The 15,738-nt window shown below is 56.8% G+C and carries 15 protein-coding genes; 3 read left to right on the top strand and 12 right to left on the bottom strand.

What is annotated here, in order from left to right; genetic code table 11:
* Window positions 1–69: 69 nt before the first annotated feature.
* Complete coding sequence (locus HNH97_RS08665) at window positions 70–1,377, bottom strand: sensor histidine kinase (RefSeq protein ID WP_244949370.1); 1,308 nt, start codon at window positions 1,375–1,377, stop codon at window positions 70–72.
* A gap of 453 nt (window positions 1,378–1,830) precedes the next feature.
* Here HNH97_RS08665 and HNH97_RS08660 point away from each other — a divergent pair, with 453 nt between their 5' ends.
* The gene (locus HNH97_RS08660) at window positions 1,831–2,517 is read left to right on the top strand and encodes a response regulator transcription factor (RefSeq protein ID WP_007396728.1); all 687 of its coding nucleotides are present in this window, start codon (window positions 1,831–1,833) and stop codon (window positions 2,515–2,517) included.
* 431 nt (window positions 2,518–2,948) lie between these two features.
* Here HNH97_RS08660 and HNH97_RS08655 read toward each other — a convergent pair whose 3' ends face one another.
* The 3 genes from HNH97_RS08655 to HNH97_RS08645 form a co-directional block, all read right to left on the bottom strand.
* Window positions 2,949–3,656 (bottom strand): VIT1/CCC1 transporter family protein, encoded by a 708-nt coding sequence (locus HNH97_RS08655; RefSeq protein WP_007396730.1) that lies wholly within the window; start codon window positions 3,654–3,656, stop codon window positions 2,949–2,951.
* The gene (locus HNH97_RS08650) at window positions 3,646–4,215 is read right to left on the bottom strand and encodes a cytochrome b (protein ID WP_231289985.1); all 570 of its coding nucleotides are present in this window, start codon (window positions 4,213–4,215) and stop codon (window positions 3,646–3,648) included. The genes HNH97_RS08655 and HNH97_RS08650 overlap by 11 nt, the downstream gene beginning before the upstream one ends.
* A gap of 258 nt (window positions 4,216–4,473) precedes the next feature.
* The gene (locus tag HNH97_RS08645) at window positions 4,474–4,962 is read right to left on the bottom strand and encodes a hypothetical protein (protein WP_039736192.1); all 489 of its coding nucleotides are present in this window, start codon (window positions 4,960–4,962) and stop codon (window positions 4,474–4,476) included.
* Between the two features lie 569 nt (window positions 4,963–5,531).
* Between HNH97_RS08645 and HNH97_RS08640 the strand changes: the two genes are divergently transcribed.
* A complete protein-coding gene (locus HNH97_RS08640; RefSeq protein ID WP_039998442.1) occupies window positions 5,532–7,073 on the top strand; it encodes a carbohydrate porin in 1,542 nt (513 codons plus the stop codon).
* Between the two features lie 73 nt (window positions 7,074–7,146).
* Here HNH97_RS08640 and HNH97_RS08635 read toward each other — a convergent pair whose 3' ends face one another.
* From HNH97_RS08635 to HNH97_RS17915, 8 genes are all read right to left on the bottom strand, one after another.
* Window positions 7,147–8,397, bottom strand: coding sequence for a carbohydrate porin (locus HNH97_RS08635; RefSeq protein WP_265176191.1), 1,251 nt, complete (start codon window positions 8,395–8,397; stop codon window positions 7,147–7,149).
* Window positions 8,398–8,691: 294 nt separating this feature from the next.
* The gene (locus HNH97_RS08630) at window positions 8,692–10,293 is read right to left on the bottom strand and encodes a B12-binding domain-containing radical SAM protein (protein ID WP_171790619.1); all 1,602 of its coding nucleotides are present in this window, start codon (window positions 10,291–10,293) and stop codon (window positions 8,692–8,694) included.
* 628 nt (window positions 10,294–10,921) lie between these two features.
* Entirely contained in the window at window positions 10,922–11,620 is a 699-nt protein-coding gene (gene arsH / locus HNH97_RS08625; protein ID WP_007396744.1) for an arsenical resistance protein ArsH, read from the bottom strand.
* Window positions 11,621–11,640: 20 nt separating this feature from the next.
* Window positions 11,641–12,936, bottom strand: coding sequence for an arsenic transporter (locus HNH97_RS08620; protein ID WP_007396745.1), 1,296 nt, complete (start codon window positions 12,934–12,936; stop codon window positions 11,641–11,643).
* Entirely contained in the window at window positions 12,936–13,358 is a 423-nt protein-coding gene (arsC, locus tag HNH97_RS08615; RefSeq protein ID WP_007396746.1) for an arsenate reductase (glutaredoxin), read from the bottom strand. The genes HNH97_RS08620 and arsC overlap by 1 nt, the downstream gene beginning before the upstream one ends.
* Window positions 13,355–13,708 carry an ArsR/SmtB family transcription factor gene (locus HNH97_RS08610; protein WP_048852226.1) on the bottom strand — a complete coding sequence of 118 codons (354 nt, stop codon included), beginning with the start codon at window positions 13,706–13,708 and terminating at the stop codon, window positions 13,355–13,357. The genes arsC and HNH97_RS08610 overlap by 4 nt, the downstream gene beginning before the upstream one ends.
* Window positions 13,709–14,075: 367 nt before the next feature.
* Window positions 14,076–14,453 carry a multicopper oxidase gene (locus HNH97_RS17920; RefSeq protein ID WP_010509905.1) on the bottom strand — a complete coding sequence of 126 codons (378 nt, stop codon included), beginning with the start codon at window positions 14,451–14,453 and terminating at the stop codon, window positions 14,076–14,078.
* A complete protein-coding gene (locus tag HNH97_RS17915) occupies window positions 14,380–14,733 on the bottom strand; it encodes a multicopper oxidase domain-containing protein (protein WP_237701062.1) in 354 nt (117 codons plus the stop codon). Before HNH97_RS17915 ends, HNH97_RS17920 begins: the two co-directional genes overlap by 74 nt.
* A gap of 284 nt (window positions 14,734–15,017) precedes the next feature.
* On the opposite strand from HNH97_RS17915, the gene HNH97_RS08595 reads away from it, so the two are divergent.
* Window positions 15,018–15,647, top strand: coding sequence for an ABC transporter ATP-binding protein (locus HNH97_RS08595; protein ID WP_025440182.1), 630 nt, complete (start codon window positions 15,018–15,020; stop codon window positions 15,645–15,647).
* Window positions 15,648–15,738: the final 91 nt, after the last annotated feature.

Here is a 15,738-nt window from a genome sequence, read left to right as displayed (position 1 = left end):
CAACCAGATATGAAAAAACAGCAACGTCGTTCCTCGCGGTCATCCACATCGCTGCCGCAGCAGACTGGATCAAGCCCTAACAGGCCCTAGCCCGTTACCGTCATGCGTACGGCTTGTATCAAGACGGACAAAGCGGTCGAATACCCGAAGCATGGCTTCGTCCGGAATGCCTGGACCATTATCGGCTATTTCTATCGTGATGGTCTTGTCCGAAAGCATTATGGTCGCTGTGATGGTGGTCTGGTCAGGCGTATGGCGTACGGCATTCTCGATCAGGTTGGAGAATGCCTGCCGTAAAAGGACTGGATGACCGGTGACGGTAGGGCAGGCGGGAATGATTTCGGTTTCCAGGCGCTGTCCATTGTCTTCGATAACGGAGCGATACGGTTCTAGAACTGATTCCAGAAGTCGTGCGGGATCGAGGGGTTCCATTTCGTTGTTCCATGCCCCGGACTCAAGTTGCGCCAGCTTGAGCAGCGAGGAAAATATTTCCAATGCGGCATCCAGATCCTCGATTGCACACTCGACCTGTTCATGCATGGTATCGGAAGGTCCATGTGCCCCAATGGCGCGCTCAAGATTCTGGCGCATACGCGCCAGCGGGCGGCGCATGTCGTGCGCGATGTCATTGGAGACCTGTTTCAGACTTGCAATCAGGTATTCATTCTGGTCGAGCATCGCATTGAGGCTCTCCGAGAGATGATCAAGCTCATCATCCGTGCCACGTAGCGGGATGCGGCGAGACATATCGCCCTGCATGATGCTCCGTGCCGTCCTGCTTATCGTCTCGATCCATTTCAGGATCAGGTTGCTCAGGAAAAGGCCGCCCGCTACCCCTATCAGACCAAATCCTGCAATGCCCCACAGGATCGTTGTCCATAATGCGCGTTGGAGATGCGTCAGGGGCGAGGCATCCATGCCCACGAAGTAATAGCCGCCGTCATCAAGGCGATAACCTATTCCATAAACGATATCCTGGTTGATTTCTTTCGGCAGGCGATGGGACCATGCCAGCCAGCGTTCGCCCGGCACTGGTCGCAGATGCAGCATGTTACCTGCGACAATGACCTGTCCGGAGTCCTGAAGCAAATAATGGAAACCGGGTTCATGTTCGATCAGTCCTTGCACAACTGGCAGGAGATGACGGACATCCGCAACACCAGCATCTGCAAATGTCTCATGGCTCTCGTTCTCCACTTCCCGGCGGATCTGCTGGCGCATGGTTGACTGGCTGTAAAGGCCTGACGTTATAGTCATGACCATGCCGCCCAATATAAAAAGACCGGCGAACAACGTGACGATACGAAACGACGTCGTGGCGATGATACGTCGTGTCTCCACATTTCGGCGTCGGGATATCCTATTCCACGACATCATTGGACATATTTATCATGTAGCGACATCCTCTCAGGATATGGATGACCGGACAAGATCCACCCGTCCCCGATCATGACAGGTCCGGTTGGCATAGGCTCCAGCCCTGTGGCCTGACTTTACCCTCAATGGTCTTTCCGCGTTAACCCCTTTGCCTTGTCCTGTCCGGAGAGAACTTACCGTCTTTTATTTTTTATATGCCTGCGCGTACGTAGTATTTGTTTTAATACCGTATAAAATATAATACATATACATCCACATTTATGATATGTATCACATGAAATATTGATATTATTTATTCTGTATTCAATTTGGAGACATGGTCGATACATTAAAAAATGCCAATAATTGTCTATCCATCGTCATGGATGGTGTCATGTAACAATGATTCTGATAACCTGATCAAGAACTCAGTCTCGCTGGGCGGGACATTAAATTTGTTGATTGGCCTGCTTCATGACGCTGGTAACACGCCCCCGCCTGCTTTTGGTTGAAGATGACCACGCAACTACGGATTACGTGCGGCAGGGACTGGAGGAAAGCGGAATTGACGTGGTTTGTGTCGCTAACGGGACCGATGGATCGCAGCATGCCCTGTCGCAAACGTGGGATATCGTCATTCTGGATCGCATGCTGCCTGGTCTGGATGGACTGACAATTCTCATGCGCATGCGCTCTTATGCCATCATGACGCCAGTCCTGTTCCTGACGACGATGGATGGCGTACCAAGCCGTGTCGCCGGTCTGCGGCATGGTGCGGATGATTACATGATCAAGCCATTTGCATTACGCGAGTTGGTCGCGCGCGTGCAGGTACTGCTTCGTCGATCATCTTCCTTCCAGCATACAACAATAATGAATGTGGCTGACGTTGAACTCAATCTGCTGACGCTTGCAGTGACACGGAATGGCGAAAAGGTTCTTCTGCAGCCTCAGGAACTAAAACTTCTGGAATATTTCATGAGGAATGCAGGCACGGTGCTTTCCCGGCAAATGTTGCTGAAGGATGTCTGGCATATGGATTTCCCGGTTCGTACGAACATCGTCGAAACGCATATTTGTCGTCTGCGGGAAAAACTGGGGCAGGACGGCCAACCTCTGATCCACACCGTCAGGGGTAGCGGTTATGTCATGAGTGCGTGACTCCCTGGCGGTATAGGATGATCTTGCATGCATGCCCGGTTCGGCCATCCTGGATGAGATGGGTACGCAAGCAGGATGACCATGGCGTGTAGGCAAATGCCTTTCGGTCCGACATCGTAGTCGGCCATTAACGATCGCAGCGACAACGGAATAGAGATCACTGCGCATATAATTCGCGTCCCGCAGGAGAAGCGGGGTTCCCATAGCCGCCTTGGGAAAGTCTTCAAGGAAGTTGATGCCCACTATCTATTGCCGGGATAGCATTATCCCACAGACCCATTTCTATGTAATATTATATTGTTTTTGTCACGATATAAATGAAATACAAGTCGCATGCAGAGCACTGAAACGACAGCCTTTGATAGCACAATTACAAGAAGTACATTCACGATATCATTCCATTCGTTCAATATACAGAAATATTTAATACATTATGTCTGTACCCCGAATATCCGGCCGATGGCAGCCGTCACGGCCATCGCTACGATGCCCCAGAATATGACCCGCATTGCCGGACGCCATGGTGAGGCCCCACCTGCACGCGCACCCACGACTCCCAACACCGCCAGACCAATCAGGGATACAGCGGATACACTCCACGAGACCACGCTGGCTGGCGACAGCAGGGCTGCCAGCACGGGCAGTATGGCACCGGAAGAGAATGCGCTAGCCGATGCAAAGGCGGCCTGTACCGGGCGCGCCGCAGTCGCGTCCGAAATGCCGAGTTCATCGCGGGCGTGCGCCCCCAGTGCATCATGCTTCATGAGCTGAAGGGCAACCTTGCGTGACAGAATATCATCCAGGCCACGCTGACGGTATATCCCGGCCAGTTCGCTCACTTCAGCGTCCCAGCTACTGCCAAGCTCCTTTTTTTCGCGGGCGAGGTCAGCCTTCTCAGAATCCGCCTGCGAGCTAACGGACACATATTCCCCTGCGGCCATGGACATGGCCCCGGCAGCCAGACTGGAAATTCCAGCCAGCAGGATGCTCCCCTGTGTCGCATGGGCGCTGGCGACACCAATGATCAGGCTGGATGTTGACAGGATACCATCATTCGCCCCCAGAACAGCGGCCCGCAGCCAGCCCAGACGGGAGGTCGCGTGGATTTCTTTGGGGCGCAGCGGTATTTTACTTTCCATATTCATCGGATACATTCCCTGTCAGCAGCATTCTCTGAAAAACATTGTCCCGGAGAATGAAGTAATGAAAACACGCGGCCAGCGCATGACCCGTGGCAAGCACGATGATCAGCCAGCCATTCCACTGGTGCAGCCAGTGCAGAATGCCGACTGTCGATGTCGGAAACCTGCCAAAGGGCGGCATGATCTGGATGGACAGGAAACTCATGGCCTGCCCATTGCCCCATCGCCACAGATATCCCAGGAGGATTTCCAGCAGGACTAAACCATACAGGCTGTATTCCACGCAGCGTGCCAGCATGGCATCAAGCCAGCGATCGGCGGCGCGGATCTGCCGTCCCCAGCCTAGTCGCCATAGCAGGCGTGCGGGAAACAGAACGCTCAGTACCATGCCTGCCGTCAGGTGGGTCACCACCAGTTGATGGTGTAGCGGGTTCCGGAACAGGCCCCATAAATTCGCGGTTGCGAACTGCAGTATGATAATGGCCGTGCATCCCCAGTGGAAAATGATTGTTGGTGCGTCATAACGTGCTGGGGAAAGGCCAGATTTGTATTTCATCCGAACGATCATATCACTCAAACATGACGCGAACCTGAACGATTGGCCGCCTTGCCGATACCTGCGGTCCGTTGGTGTTCAGACTGTAAAAAACGAATGGAGATGGTAAACCCACGACGACACCGGCAGCGAGCAAGGAACCTGTATCCAGATAACTGTGTGGCGCCCGTGACCTAATGACATCGCAGAATATGTGCAAGCTACGGCCATTTTCGGTAAACCGGATCGCAAATGTGATGGACTGAGCTTGTTTCCCCGTTATGGAATGGCACGCTTCCCCTGTGCGATCCGGTTCGCCAGATCGCCCCATAGGCGTGCTGTTGCAAGGTTGATGTCTGCCTTTACCGAAAAAGGAGACTGGGTGCGTGAGAAAGGAGAGAGGGACATCCGTTCGCCGATAACGAAATGCCCTTGTGAAAACAGCATGATGGACAGCGATCCCTGCTGGCCCTGCCCGATGGGGCGCATGACGGCAATACGCATATGGGGCGGCGGTATCGCAATGGTATGGAAAGCGCGTAGTTCTGCATCCCCCGAAGGACAGGCTACGCTCTCCAGCACCGCATCACGCAGGACGGAATGGGGATATCCGCCATACGTGCCGTCGACATGCAGCCGGATACCCTGTTCCACTGTCTCGCAAATACCGTTTGTTTCTGTTTCTGTTTCTGTTTCGGCGCGCGCCACACAGCCGGATATGCTGACTATCATCAGGATTGCCAATCCGTAATGCACTATCGATCTCATAATATTTGTCCGGCCTCCTGGCACCTGACCCTGGCCATGCCATCATGCCGATGCTCGCTGTTCTTGTAACACGCAGACATGACGTGAACCTGAACACGGAAAATAAGGTCACGGGGGAGACGCTGCTAGCAAGAGATCAGCCGTTATGAGCAATGGTAGGGCGGCCAATCCTTGTAGCAGGCAGCATGGTACTCAGTATTACCACGCATGCCGGCGATCATTTTGTGCAGGCAGCCAAAGTGAAAAGTCTGAATTGTTTTCCATAGAAGCGGCAGCCGCGATAATTTATTTTCCGCTATGTGTTTTCGTCCATCGCCAAAGCAGAATAGACACCTTTTTATGACCTTCAGGCATATTTTTTAAAAATAATAAATTAAATTACGAGAACGATATAATATCACAATTCTCTTTTATTCACATTGTGTCTTTAACAAAAACATCATGTTGTGGAAAGAAGACCGGGTATATGATATCTGTCTGGATTACGACCTTTTTTACGATAATATGAGAAACATTTGCGACCGTGCGAACTGACATCACGCAGGATTCCGGCGGTTTGCGTTACCCGATTGTCCCGGCGTGTATGTGAGGGAATTTTCTTCTGGGGCATCGGCGGTTTCATCTCCGTTGCGGGGCAGGCCCAGACCGCCATTGCGGGTGGGCAGGCCCATCTGGGCGCCAGTACACCTTTCTTGGCCCAGATTGACCCGGCGACCGTGCGTGATTCCTGGCAAGCAGGCGCAATCACGACCAGCCACAGCCAAGATACGCCGTCTGCCGGTGGGAGCCTGCTGGGGAATATGGGGGGATTGCGTCCATGGCTGGCCCGCTACGGCCTGACGCTGAGCATTCAGGACGTCAACGAGTTATGGGGTAACGCCACGGGCGGGATCGGCAGTACCAATGGCGATGGCAGGGGATCGGGCACGGGCCCTTCCTATATCGGCATTACCATGCCGACCCTGATGGCGGATCTGGAAAGGATGATCGGGCTTAAAGGCGCGACAATCAACATCAGTGCCCTGCAGATCCGGGGACGTGCCGTCACTCAGGACCATCTGGGCAATTTCAACCCCATCAGCGGATTTGAGGCGGATCGCTCCACCCGCCTGTTTGAACTTTGGTACCAGCAGTCCTTTCTCAGGGGCGCGCTGGACGTCAAGATCGGCCAGCAGGATCTCGATACGGAATTCCTGATCAGCGATTACGCGTCCCTGTACCTCAACGCCAATTTCGGATGGCCAATGGGTCCTTCGGTCAATCTTTATGCTGGCGGTCCTTCATGGCCGCTTGCAGCTCCCGCAATCCGGTTGCGCTACCGACCCGGTGAAAAATACACATTCATGTTCGCGGCGGCGGATGACAATCCGTCGGGTAATCAGGATAGCAGTGTCTTTGGCGTGACCGGAAACCCGGCGGACCCCACCAGCCAGACCATAAGGGATGGAAGTGGCACGCAGTTCAATATGGGAACCGGCGCGCTACTGATTACCGAAATTCAGTATGCCTTCAATCCTCAATCTGGCGACAGTGGACGCGCGGCCAGTCATCCGGGCCTGTCAGGCGTTTATAAACTTGGAGGCTATTATGATACGGCACGATTTCCGGACTATCGATATAACACACAGGGACTGTCTCTTGGCGCGGATGGTGGTACACCCCGCTGGGATCGGGGAAACTGGCTGATTTACGGGATAATCGACCAGTTGATCTGGCGTCCGTCGCCTGATGCATCACGCGCACTTGGCCTGTTTGTCCGGGCGACGGGTAATAGTGGTGATCGCAATATCATAAACTTCGCCATTGATGCCGGCCTTAACCTGAAGGCGCCCTTTTCAGGCAGGACGAATGATACACTTGGTCTGGGCTGGGGTATCGGTCGCGTCACATCAGGCGTGCGTGCCTATGATCGCGCGCGCGGTGCGCTGGTGCAGGGAAACGAAAATCATTTTGAACTGACCTATCAGGCCCAGATCACACCATGGATGGTCGTGCAGCCCGATTTCCAATATGTCCTGAACCCCTCGGGCGGCACGGGAGATCCATCCTGTCCGACGCGCCTGATTGGTAATGAAGCCGTATTCGGGTTGCATACCAATGTGAATTTCTAGCTGAACCTAGAATGAAAAGGCGGGGCAACACAGTCTGGTCGGATCTTTTCAAAAAAACCTTGTACAGAATGGTTCAGAATGTTACGCTGCTATGCAGACCGAAGATGGCTTCGTCATGCACATGCTGCCCTTTATTATCGAGAACACCACCACTGGGCGATATGATGCCCTGAATATCAGGCTGAAGCATGAACCATGGCGTGATTGGGATCTGATAGGTCAACTCCAGATGATATTCGGTGCCCTGCATGGGCAGGCCAGAACGCCGGTCCGCCTGGGCAAGATAGGGACTAGCCGCCCCCAGGCCCGCACCAAACCCCGCCATGTCGCCTGCACGTCCAAACGGCCCCTTCAGGGTAAACCCAGCATCTGCGGCATAGACGATCTGGTTGCGGTCGGTGTCCGCTGTCCAGTTCCCCCGAATGAAAGCGTCAAGCTCCGTTATTCGCCCGAAATGCTGCAGCGTCTGATCCGCAATGGCGTAGACGGCCCAGTTGGTTTTATGGTTTTTTCTGAGATCGGACTGGTCGGGAAAGCGTCCGGTATCAAAGTAACCGCCAAGTTTATATGTGCCCTGCCTTCCGTACAGGGTCCGCCGGTACTGGACCTCCCCGAAGAAAAGAGCGCCCGTGCGGAAACTGAAGCGCGTGCCACCGGGGTCGCGGTTTTGGTTCCACGGGTCCTTCGCGTTGATGAAGGGGCCGCCCACAGGATTGTCATCGGCTGCCGCGAACAGGAAATTCCAGTGTGGGGACAGGGTATAGCGCAACCGTATCGCAGGCGTGGCCACGGGGGAGACGGGGCCTTGGTCATACAGGTCATTATCGGGCATGATGGGCCAGGAAAAGGACGCGTTGAGGAAGTTCAGCCCGACGCTGCTGACCATGAAGTCATGCCCGAGATCCAGCTTGCCAATCCGGAAGGCCAGGCGTTCTCCCATGAATTTCTGGCTGTACCACAGTTCATATAGCCGCCCGTTATCATCCGCTTCGATATTCGATGTCTGGTTGAAAACATACAGGGGCGTATTACTGAATGGTCGCCCACGGATTTCCATGGCGCTGATGTCAAATGTACCCAGTGGCAGGCCCGTGAGGGTGTGCAGATCCGTCACCATTTCAACCGCGGCGGACCCGATGTAGTTGCTGGATGCCTGCGCGCCCCCCACCGGGTTGGACCAGAATTCATTGGTATCCGATATACGGATATCAATTCCCTGTGCCAGCAGCCGGTTCCGTATTCCGCCCCAGTTGCCGGACAGATGGGTGCGCGGGTCAATATGGTCGGGAATATTCTGCTGTGGCGTAACGCCCGCGCTCAGCACGCTTACGGGAACAGGCTGGGCATATGCAAAAGAGAAGGTTTTCAATAATATGATTGTAAATAACCATATATGATGATTATGCCAGATGCGCCTCATTTTTCGAGAAAATATCGTATAATAAAATTTAAAACAAATTATTTATTGAACAATTCTTTTCATTAATTCAATATATATTTTGATAAGTGGAATAGCTTCGTTATGTCGGAATTTATACGAAATGCGCTTTAACAGGCAATGCATATTAGCGCTTTTATTGTACATCATGCATACTCCTTCATCTTCCCTTAACACGGTTTAGACTGGCACGAGTTCTGCCTTGACATGACGTACAACGGGCGGCACGTGCCAGCGGCCCTGGTCCACATCCGCGATCTCGCGGTCGATCTCGGCAATGACCTGGCGTGAAAACGGGCCAAGATGCAGGTAAAGCGCGCTTGTCATCACCACATAGGGCAGCGCGCGCGGGTTATGCAGGGCGCAGTCCAGCATCATGCGCCAGAACTGCCCGGCCGTTCCCGGCCCCGCACGGTGGATGCGGAACATGAGCCGGACAAAGCTGCGCAAATCATCCTTTATCATCCGGTGCGCGCGCTTGCGCCCGAGCATCCGGCCCAGCCTGCGCACGCGGCCGAAATAGGCGACTGGGTCATAGATGGCCGCAAGCACCGTCCTGTAATCGTTCAGCACGTCGCGACGCGGGCGTTTTGTCTCGAAATTCAGCCCCGCCGTGCATTGGTCGCCCGACTGCGTCTGTTCACTGCCGGAAAAAAGGCGGCCTTCCGCCAGCAGGCGCCGCGTCAGCTGCGTCGTGGGCAGGGCGTAAAGCAGGCCGACCATGCAGACTGGGATGGACGTATCCTCGATACAGTCGATCATGCCCTGGGCGACACTGCCCTTTTCGCTGTCGAAACCCACGATGAAGCCCGCATTGACGAAAATCCCGGCCTTGTGGATCGTCTCGATGCTCTGCTGCAGGCTGCGCCGCGTGTTCTGCTTTTTCTGCATCAGCACGAGGGAGTCTGTATCCGGGCTTTCGATGCCGACGAATATGGCGAAGAAATTGGTATCGGCCAGGCTGCGCAGCAGGTCGGCATCATCGGCAAGGTTGATCGATGCCTCGGTCGAGAACTCGAATGGAAAGTTCTTCTCGTTCTGCCAGCGTTTCAGGTCGGGCAGGAATTTCTTGAGCGCCTTCTTGTTGCCAATCAGGTTGTCATCGACAAAATCCACATGTCCGCGATAGCCAAGCGCGTACAGGGCATCGAGTTCGGCCATGACCTGCGCATTGGTCTTGGTGCGCGGCACTCGGCCATAGAGTTCAATGATGTCGCAGAACTCGCAACTGAACGGACAACCGCGCGAGAACTGGATGCCCACGTGCAGGTACTGATCCAGCTTGAGCAGGTCAAAGCGCGGCAATGGGCTTTTGGTCACATCCGTCTTGCCCATGGGAGCCTCAAACATGCCCTGCCGCACGCCGCTGTGCCAGACGGCGATGAAATCATCCATGATCTCTTCGGCCTCGCCCAGAACCTGAAAATTGGCGGCGCTGTAAAGCGATGGGCTGGAGGTCACGTCGGGGCCACCCACCACCACCGGCTTGCCGCGCGCGCGGCAGGTCTCGATGATGTGCAGCGCATCATTGCGCTGCGGCAGCATGCCGCCGGTCATGACCATGTCGGCCCAGTCGTAATCGGCATCCACAAGGTCTTCGGTATTGCGGTTGACCAGCCGGACTTCCCAGTCCCGGGGCAGGAGGGCTGCGACCGTGACCAGGCCAAGGGGGGCCGCCGGATAGCGTGCGCCCGCAAGATCGCAGGCTTCCTTGTAGTTCCAGAATGAATTGGCGTTGAAAAGCGGGAAGATCATCAGGACCTTGCAGGTTTCGGTCATCATGCAAGGATCCATTGCTGCAAGGACTGGTCATGATCAAGACAGATGCCTTCCCGTCCATTTCGAGACGTGGCAGCCTCAGGCAGGGCGCAACTCGACTGTAAGGGTGACATGGGGTGAACCCCTTTCGTAGTGGTGTCGGTCAGGTGGGCCGGTACAATATCGGTGACCGCCACTATTGCTTTTATCCTGGTAATCTCGAACGACCGTGGCCAACGGCATGAGCAGGCTATGATGCCCAGGCACATCAAGGCGGTATAGGAAGATCGCTATATGCGAAATCAGGACACGGTGTTTGTCTTCACGTCAGGAGGGTGTTGACCACAAGAACCTTGGTAGTTTCTTGTGGATCGTGACGGATTTTACTGTTTATGGAGGTTTTCAATTGGAAAGATTCCATAACGCTATGTTCATGACAAAGTATTTCTTTTTGTTTTTACAAGAGCTTTGATAAAGCTACAAGATGGTCGCACGAAGATTGGGGTTTATTAATCCAGATCACAGGATCACGGATATGGTAAGCCTGAAGTGTTGCCGCTTTGGCGTTGGCTGGAGCGTAGCAGGCTTACGGCCCCGCAGCATGGCCGCCATCCGCAATCACCACGTTGAACGGTTCCGTCCCGTCCCGGCCTCACCGCGCTTCAGGCGGGCGATGGTCCTGCCTGCGCTCGCTATAGCGATCAACGAGGTAATCGGCCCGGTCCCGCAGCAGCCATGTGAACTTCATCAGTTCCTCCATGACATCCACCATGCGGTCATAGAGCGGGGAGGGCTTCATCCGGTCATCATCACCGAATTGCGTATAGGCCATCGGCACGCTGGACTGGTTGGGGATGGTGAACATCCGCATCCATCGGCCCAGAACCCGCAGGGCATTGACGGAATTGAAGCTTTGCGATCCGCCTGAGACCTGCATCACCGCCAGCGTGCGGCCCTGCGTCGGACGGATCGAGCCTTCGGACAGTGGCAACCAGTCGATCTGGTTTTTGAACACAGCGGTTATGTTACCGTGCCGTTCGGGGCTGCACCAGACCTGGCCTTCCGACCAGAGCGAGAGTGCGCGCAGTTCCTGCACCTTTGGATGGGTGGCAGGTACGGAATCCGCCACCGGCAGGCCGGTCGGGTCGAATATCCGCGTTTCCGCGCCGAGGGCTTTCAGGATGCGCTCCGCCTCCAGCACCAGCAGGCGGCTGAACGAGCGTGGTCGCAGCGAGCCATAGAGCAGCAGGATGCGGGGCGGATGGTCAACCCGTGGGTGTGGCTCAAGCCGCGCGAGGTCAACCCGTTCGAGATATTCCGGATGCAGGGCGGGCAAGTCAGGTGCGGTCATGGAGCGGTTCCCTTCATGCGTTACGGGTGGCTGACCCGGGGCAGCCACAGGGCCAGCGCGATGAGCGTGGCCAGCAGGACCGGCGGGGTGATGGCCAGCCCGACCTTCATGTATTGCCCCCACGTGACCCGATGATTCTTGGATGCCAGCACATGCAGCCACAGCAGTGTTGCGAGACTACCAATGGGCGTGAATTTCGGCCCGAGGTCGCAGCCGATGACGTTGGCATAGATCATCAGGTCGCGTGTCAGCGGCGTGATGTCGTGAGCCTGCTGGATCGCCAGCGCCCCGACCAGCACACTCGGCATATTGTTCATGATGGACGACAGAACAGCCGCTAGAAAGCCGGTGCCGATGGTGGCCGTGAACGTCCCTTGATGACCGAGCCAGACCAGTGCGGTCGCAAGATAGTCGGTCAGCCCGGCATTGCGCAGCCCATAGACCACCAGATACATGCCTAGGGAGAAGATCACGATCTGCCACGGGGCACCCCGCAGCACCTTGCGAACAGAGATCACCCGGCCATATCCGGCGACGAGCAGCAGGATTGCAGCGGCCAGGCAGGCTACGACACAGACCGGGATATGAAACGGCGCGGTCAGGAAATAGGCCGCCAGAACCAGGGCTAGCAGCGGAAATGCCGCTCGGAATACATGAGGGTCACGAATGGCCGTGGCAGGTGCGGGCAGTTCGGCGACGGGATAGGTCGCAGGCACCTGCCGCCGGTACCACAGCCACAAGACGGCCAGCGTTGCACCAAGTGCTACCAGATCGACAGGGACCATGATCGTGGCATAGCGATCGAACGCAATGCCAAAGAAATTGGCGCTGACGATGTTCACCAGATTGGAGATGACCAGCGGCAGGCTGGTGGTGTCCGCGACGAAGCCGGTCGCTATGATGAAGGCCAGGGCTGCAGTATGGCTCAGGCGGAGTTGAGTGAGGATGGCGATGACAATGGGCGTGAGCAGCAGGGCCGCGCCGTCATTGGCGAAAACCGCTGCAATGGCCGCTCCCAGCACCACGATCAGCGGGAATAGCGTCCGGCCTCGCCCTTTGCCCCAACGCACCGCGTGCAAGGCGGCCCAATGGAAGAACCCGGCCTCGTCCAGCAACAGCGAGATAACAATCAGCGCGATAAAGGTGAAGGTCGCGTCCCAGACGATGTGCCAGACGACCGGAATGTCGTGCCAGTGGATCACACCAGCCGCCAGAGCCACGGCGGCACCTGCCATTGCGCTCCAGCCGATGCCCAGCCCCCGAGGCTGCCAGATGACAAAAACCAGCGTGACAACGAAAATCAGAAGCGCCAGCATCAGACGATCCGCTTTCCGGATTCATCGACGGTTTTCTCGTTGTCCACTTTGACGAATGCGCCCTGCTGTGGGTTGGGCAGGATGTCCAGAACCGTCTCGGACGGACGGCAGAGCGCAACGCCGAGCGGGGTGACGACGATCGGTCGGTTCATCAAGATTGGGTGTGCGATTATGGCATCGATCAGCGCGTCATCGCTCAGGGCCGGATTATCGAGGCCAAGTTCGTGAAAGGGCGTGTCCTTTTCCCGCAGGACCGAGCGCACCGGAACGCCCATAAGGGCAATCAGATCGACCAGTTCCGCACGATTGGGAGGCGTTTTCAGATACTCGATAATGCGAGGCTCCTCGCCGCTGTTGCGGATCAGTGCCAGCACATTGCGCGACGTGCCGCAGGCCGGGTTGTGATAGATCGTGATGGTCATGAGCAGGATTCGGGGGACGGACAGCAGGAGGACAGGGTCGCGATCAGGGGCGCACAGAGTTCGGGACTGCCCGCACAGCAGTCCCTGACGAGGAAGAGCATCAGGTCCTGCAGGCGAGAAAGACAGGCGCGATAGACGATCTGCCGACTGTGGCGTTGCGCGCTCAGCAGGCCGGCACGTGTCAGGATCGCCAGGTGGGTCGAGATCGTGTTCTGCGGCATATCAAGATGGCGAGCGACATGTCCGGCGGGCAGGCCGTCCGGTTCATGGCGCACAAGCAGGCGGAAGATAGCCAGCCGCGTGGACTGGGACAGGGCGCTGAGCGCGGCAAGGGCCGATTCCATATCCATATATCTTTGATTGTGGATATATAAAATAATGTCAATCCCTGTCCTGGCGCGGGGGGGGGGGCGTACGTTCATGCATAAGCCATGAGAGCCTGTGTTCCTTACCCTGCTTGCCGATGGAGGCACCATGATAGATCGATTTCCGGCCGCCATCCTGTCAGCCTACCTGATCCTGACCAGTGCGACGGCCCGTGCGGATCCGCCATGGGGGCATGGCGGTCATGACCGTCGTGGCAGTGGCGGGGCCGTGACTGGCGGCGCTACCATGGCCTGTGGGCACCGCCATCAGGCTATTACTGGATGCAGTCCGGAGCGCAGTACCTGCTTGTGGCGGCGGTAACCGGACTGATCGCGGGCGTGGTTGCTGCCACTACAGGCGTGGCGATGCCTGTACCGGTCGTGCCGGTCGTGCCTGCTTACCCGACGGCGCCCTATCCGGCAGCACCAGCTTATACGCCACCTTATTGAATGGGCCGTTGATCGTGAATGACCTGTAGCCGACCTCGAACCCCTTCGTCCCTTGCGTGGCGACCGCGTCGGCGCCCTTTCCCAGCCGCTGGAGTTCGGCTACCGGGTCGCCCGCAAGCGCACCCACCGCCATGTCGCCGCCACGGCTGAAGAATGGCGCGAATTCCTTCAGCACAAGGAATATCTCGCGGTCATGGGCGCCAGGATTATCCTTCGGCTCGATATAGACCAGCCCGACCTGCCCGGTATAGGTACCACGGTTGAGATCGCCCCCGGCCATGCCAATGCACCAGTTCCGGCGTATCGGTATCATTGAAGATGTCGATCACGCTGAGCCTGCCTTCCTCAAGCCGCAGCAGGGGGCCGGGAAACTGGCCATTATAAAGCGTGGTTGAAATGATGCGCCCGGGGGCAAGTTCGACCTGTCCCGTGGCGATCCGCAGCGTATGGTCCGCTTTTCCACCCATGACGGGGCCAGCGCCACGGCCCCGGCGCGGGATCATGGCCGCCGGCGTCGTTCGTCCGGACAATGCCAGAAAGGAACGGCGATCCAGCATCATGGTAATATCCGATTATGGGCAAACAGGCAGGGTTCCCAACGCCTACAGCGTTGGCCGGTTTCATCGGGCTGGCGCGGGGGCAGGCCGTCCTGTCGCCGGGACCTGTCCATAAATGGACCGTAGCCCGGGCCATGCACACCGGCGCGATGCCGGTCGCCATGTCCGGCGAGGATATAATATTTCCTCATATCGAGAAATTCAGATATGGGAAAAGGCCCGGGACTGGACGCAACGTGGCTGATGTCTTCGCGCGAACGGGCAGGGATGGCTGTTCAGGAGGATGGATGACTGTAGCGACAGATCAGGCCAGGCCTGTGGCGCTGGAGGTACTGGCCTTGCGCAGCGTCCATGGTGGCCCGTTTGCATTCACTGTCCCGGCGGGGGCGTGCGTGGCGATCACCGGGTCATCAGGCAGCGGGAAGTCGGTACTGCTGCGCATGATCGCGGATCTTGACCCGCATGAAGGCGATGCACGCATCGATGGACAGGCCTGCTCGGGCATGCCTGCGGCGCAGTGGCGCCGCCTGGTGCAATATGTCCCGGCGGAACCCGCGTGGTGGTCCGATATCGTGCTGGACCACATGGTGGATACGGACGCGGTGCGCGCGCTGGTCGCGCGCCTTGGCCTGCGGGAAGACTGCCTGCGCTCGCCGCTGTCACGCCTGTCCACGGGGGAACGCCAGCGGCTGTCCCTGATCCGCGCCCTGCTGCTGCATCCCCGTGTCCTGCTGCTTGATGAACCCTGTTCGGCGCTGGATGCCGCCACGACGGACAGGGTTGAAGCCGTTCTTCAGGAGGCAAGGGCGCAGGGGACGGCCATTGTCCTGGTCTCGCACGACATGGGGCAGGCGGGGCGCATGGCCGGGACGCGGTTCCGGATGGCACGGGGACACATGGAAGAAATCGCGCCATGACACTGACGTGCCCCCCTTTTTGTATCCACTCAAAAGGAGAGTTCCCGTTTTTTATGGCTTGGGGTTGGTGGGATGACAAGTGTCTCGGGGG

This window comes from Gluconacetobacter entanii (assembly GCF_013155425.1).
Taxonomy (GTDB): Bacteria; Pseudomonadota; Alphaproteobacteria; order Acetobacterales; family Acetobacteraceae; genus Novacetimonas; species Novacetimonas entanii.
The sequence above is the reverse complement of the archived record's forward strand: the minus strand, read 5'-3'. Positions and strand labels throughout refer to the sequence as shown.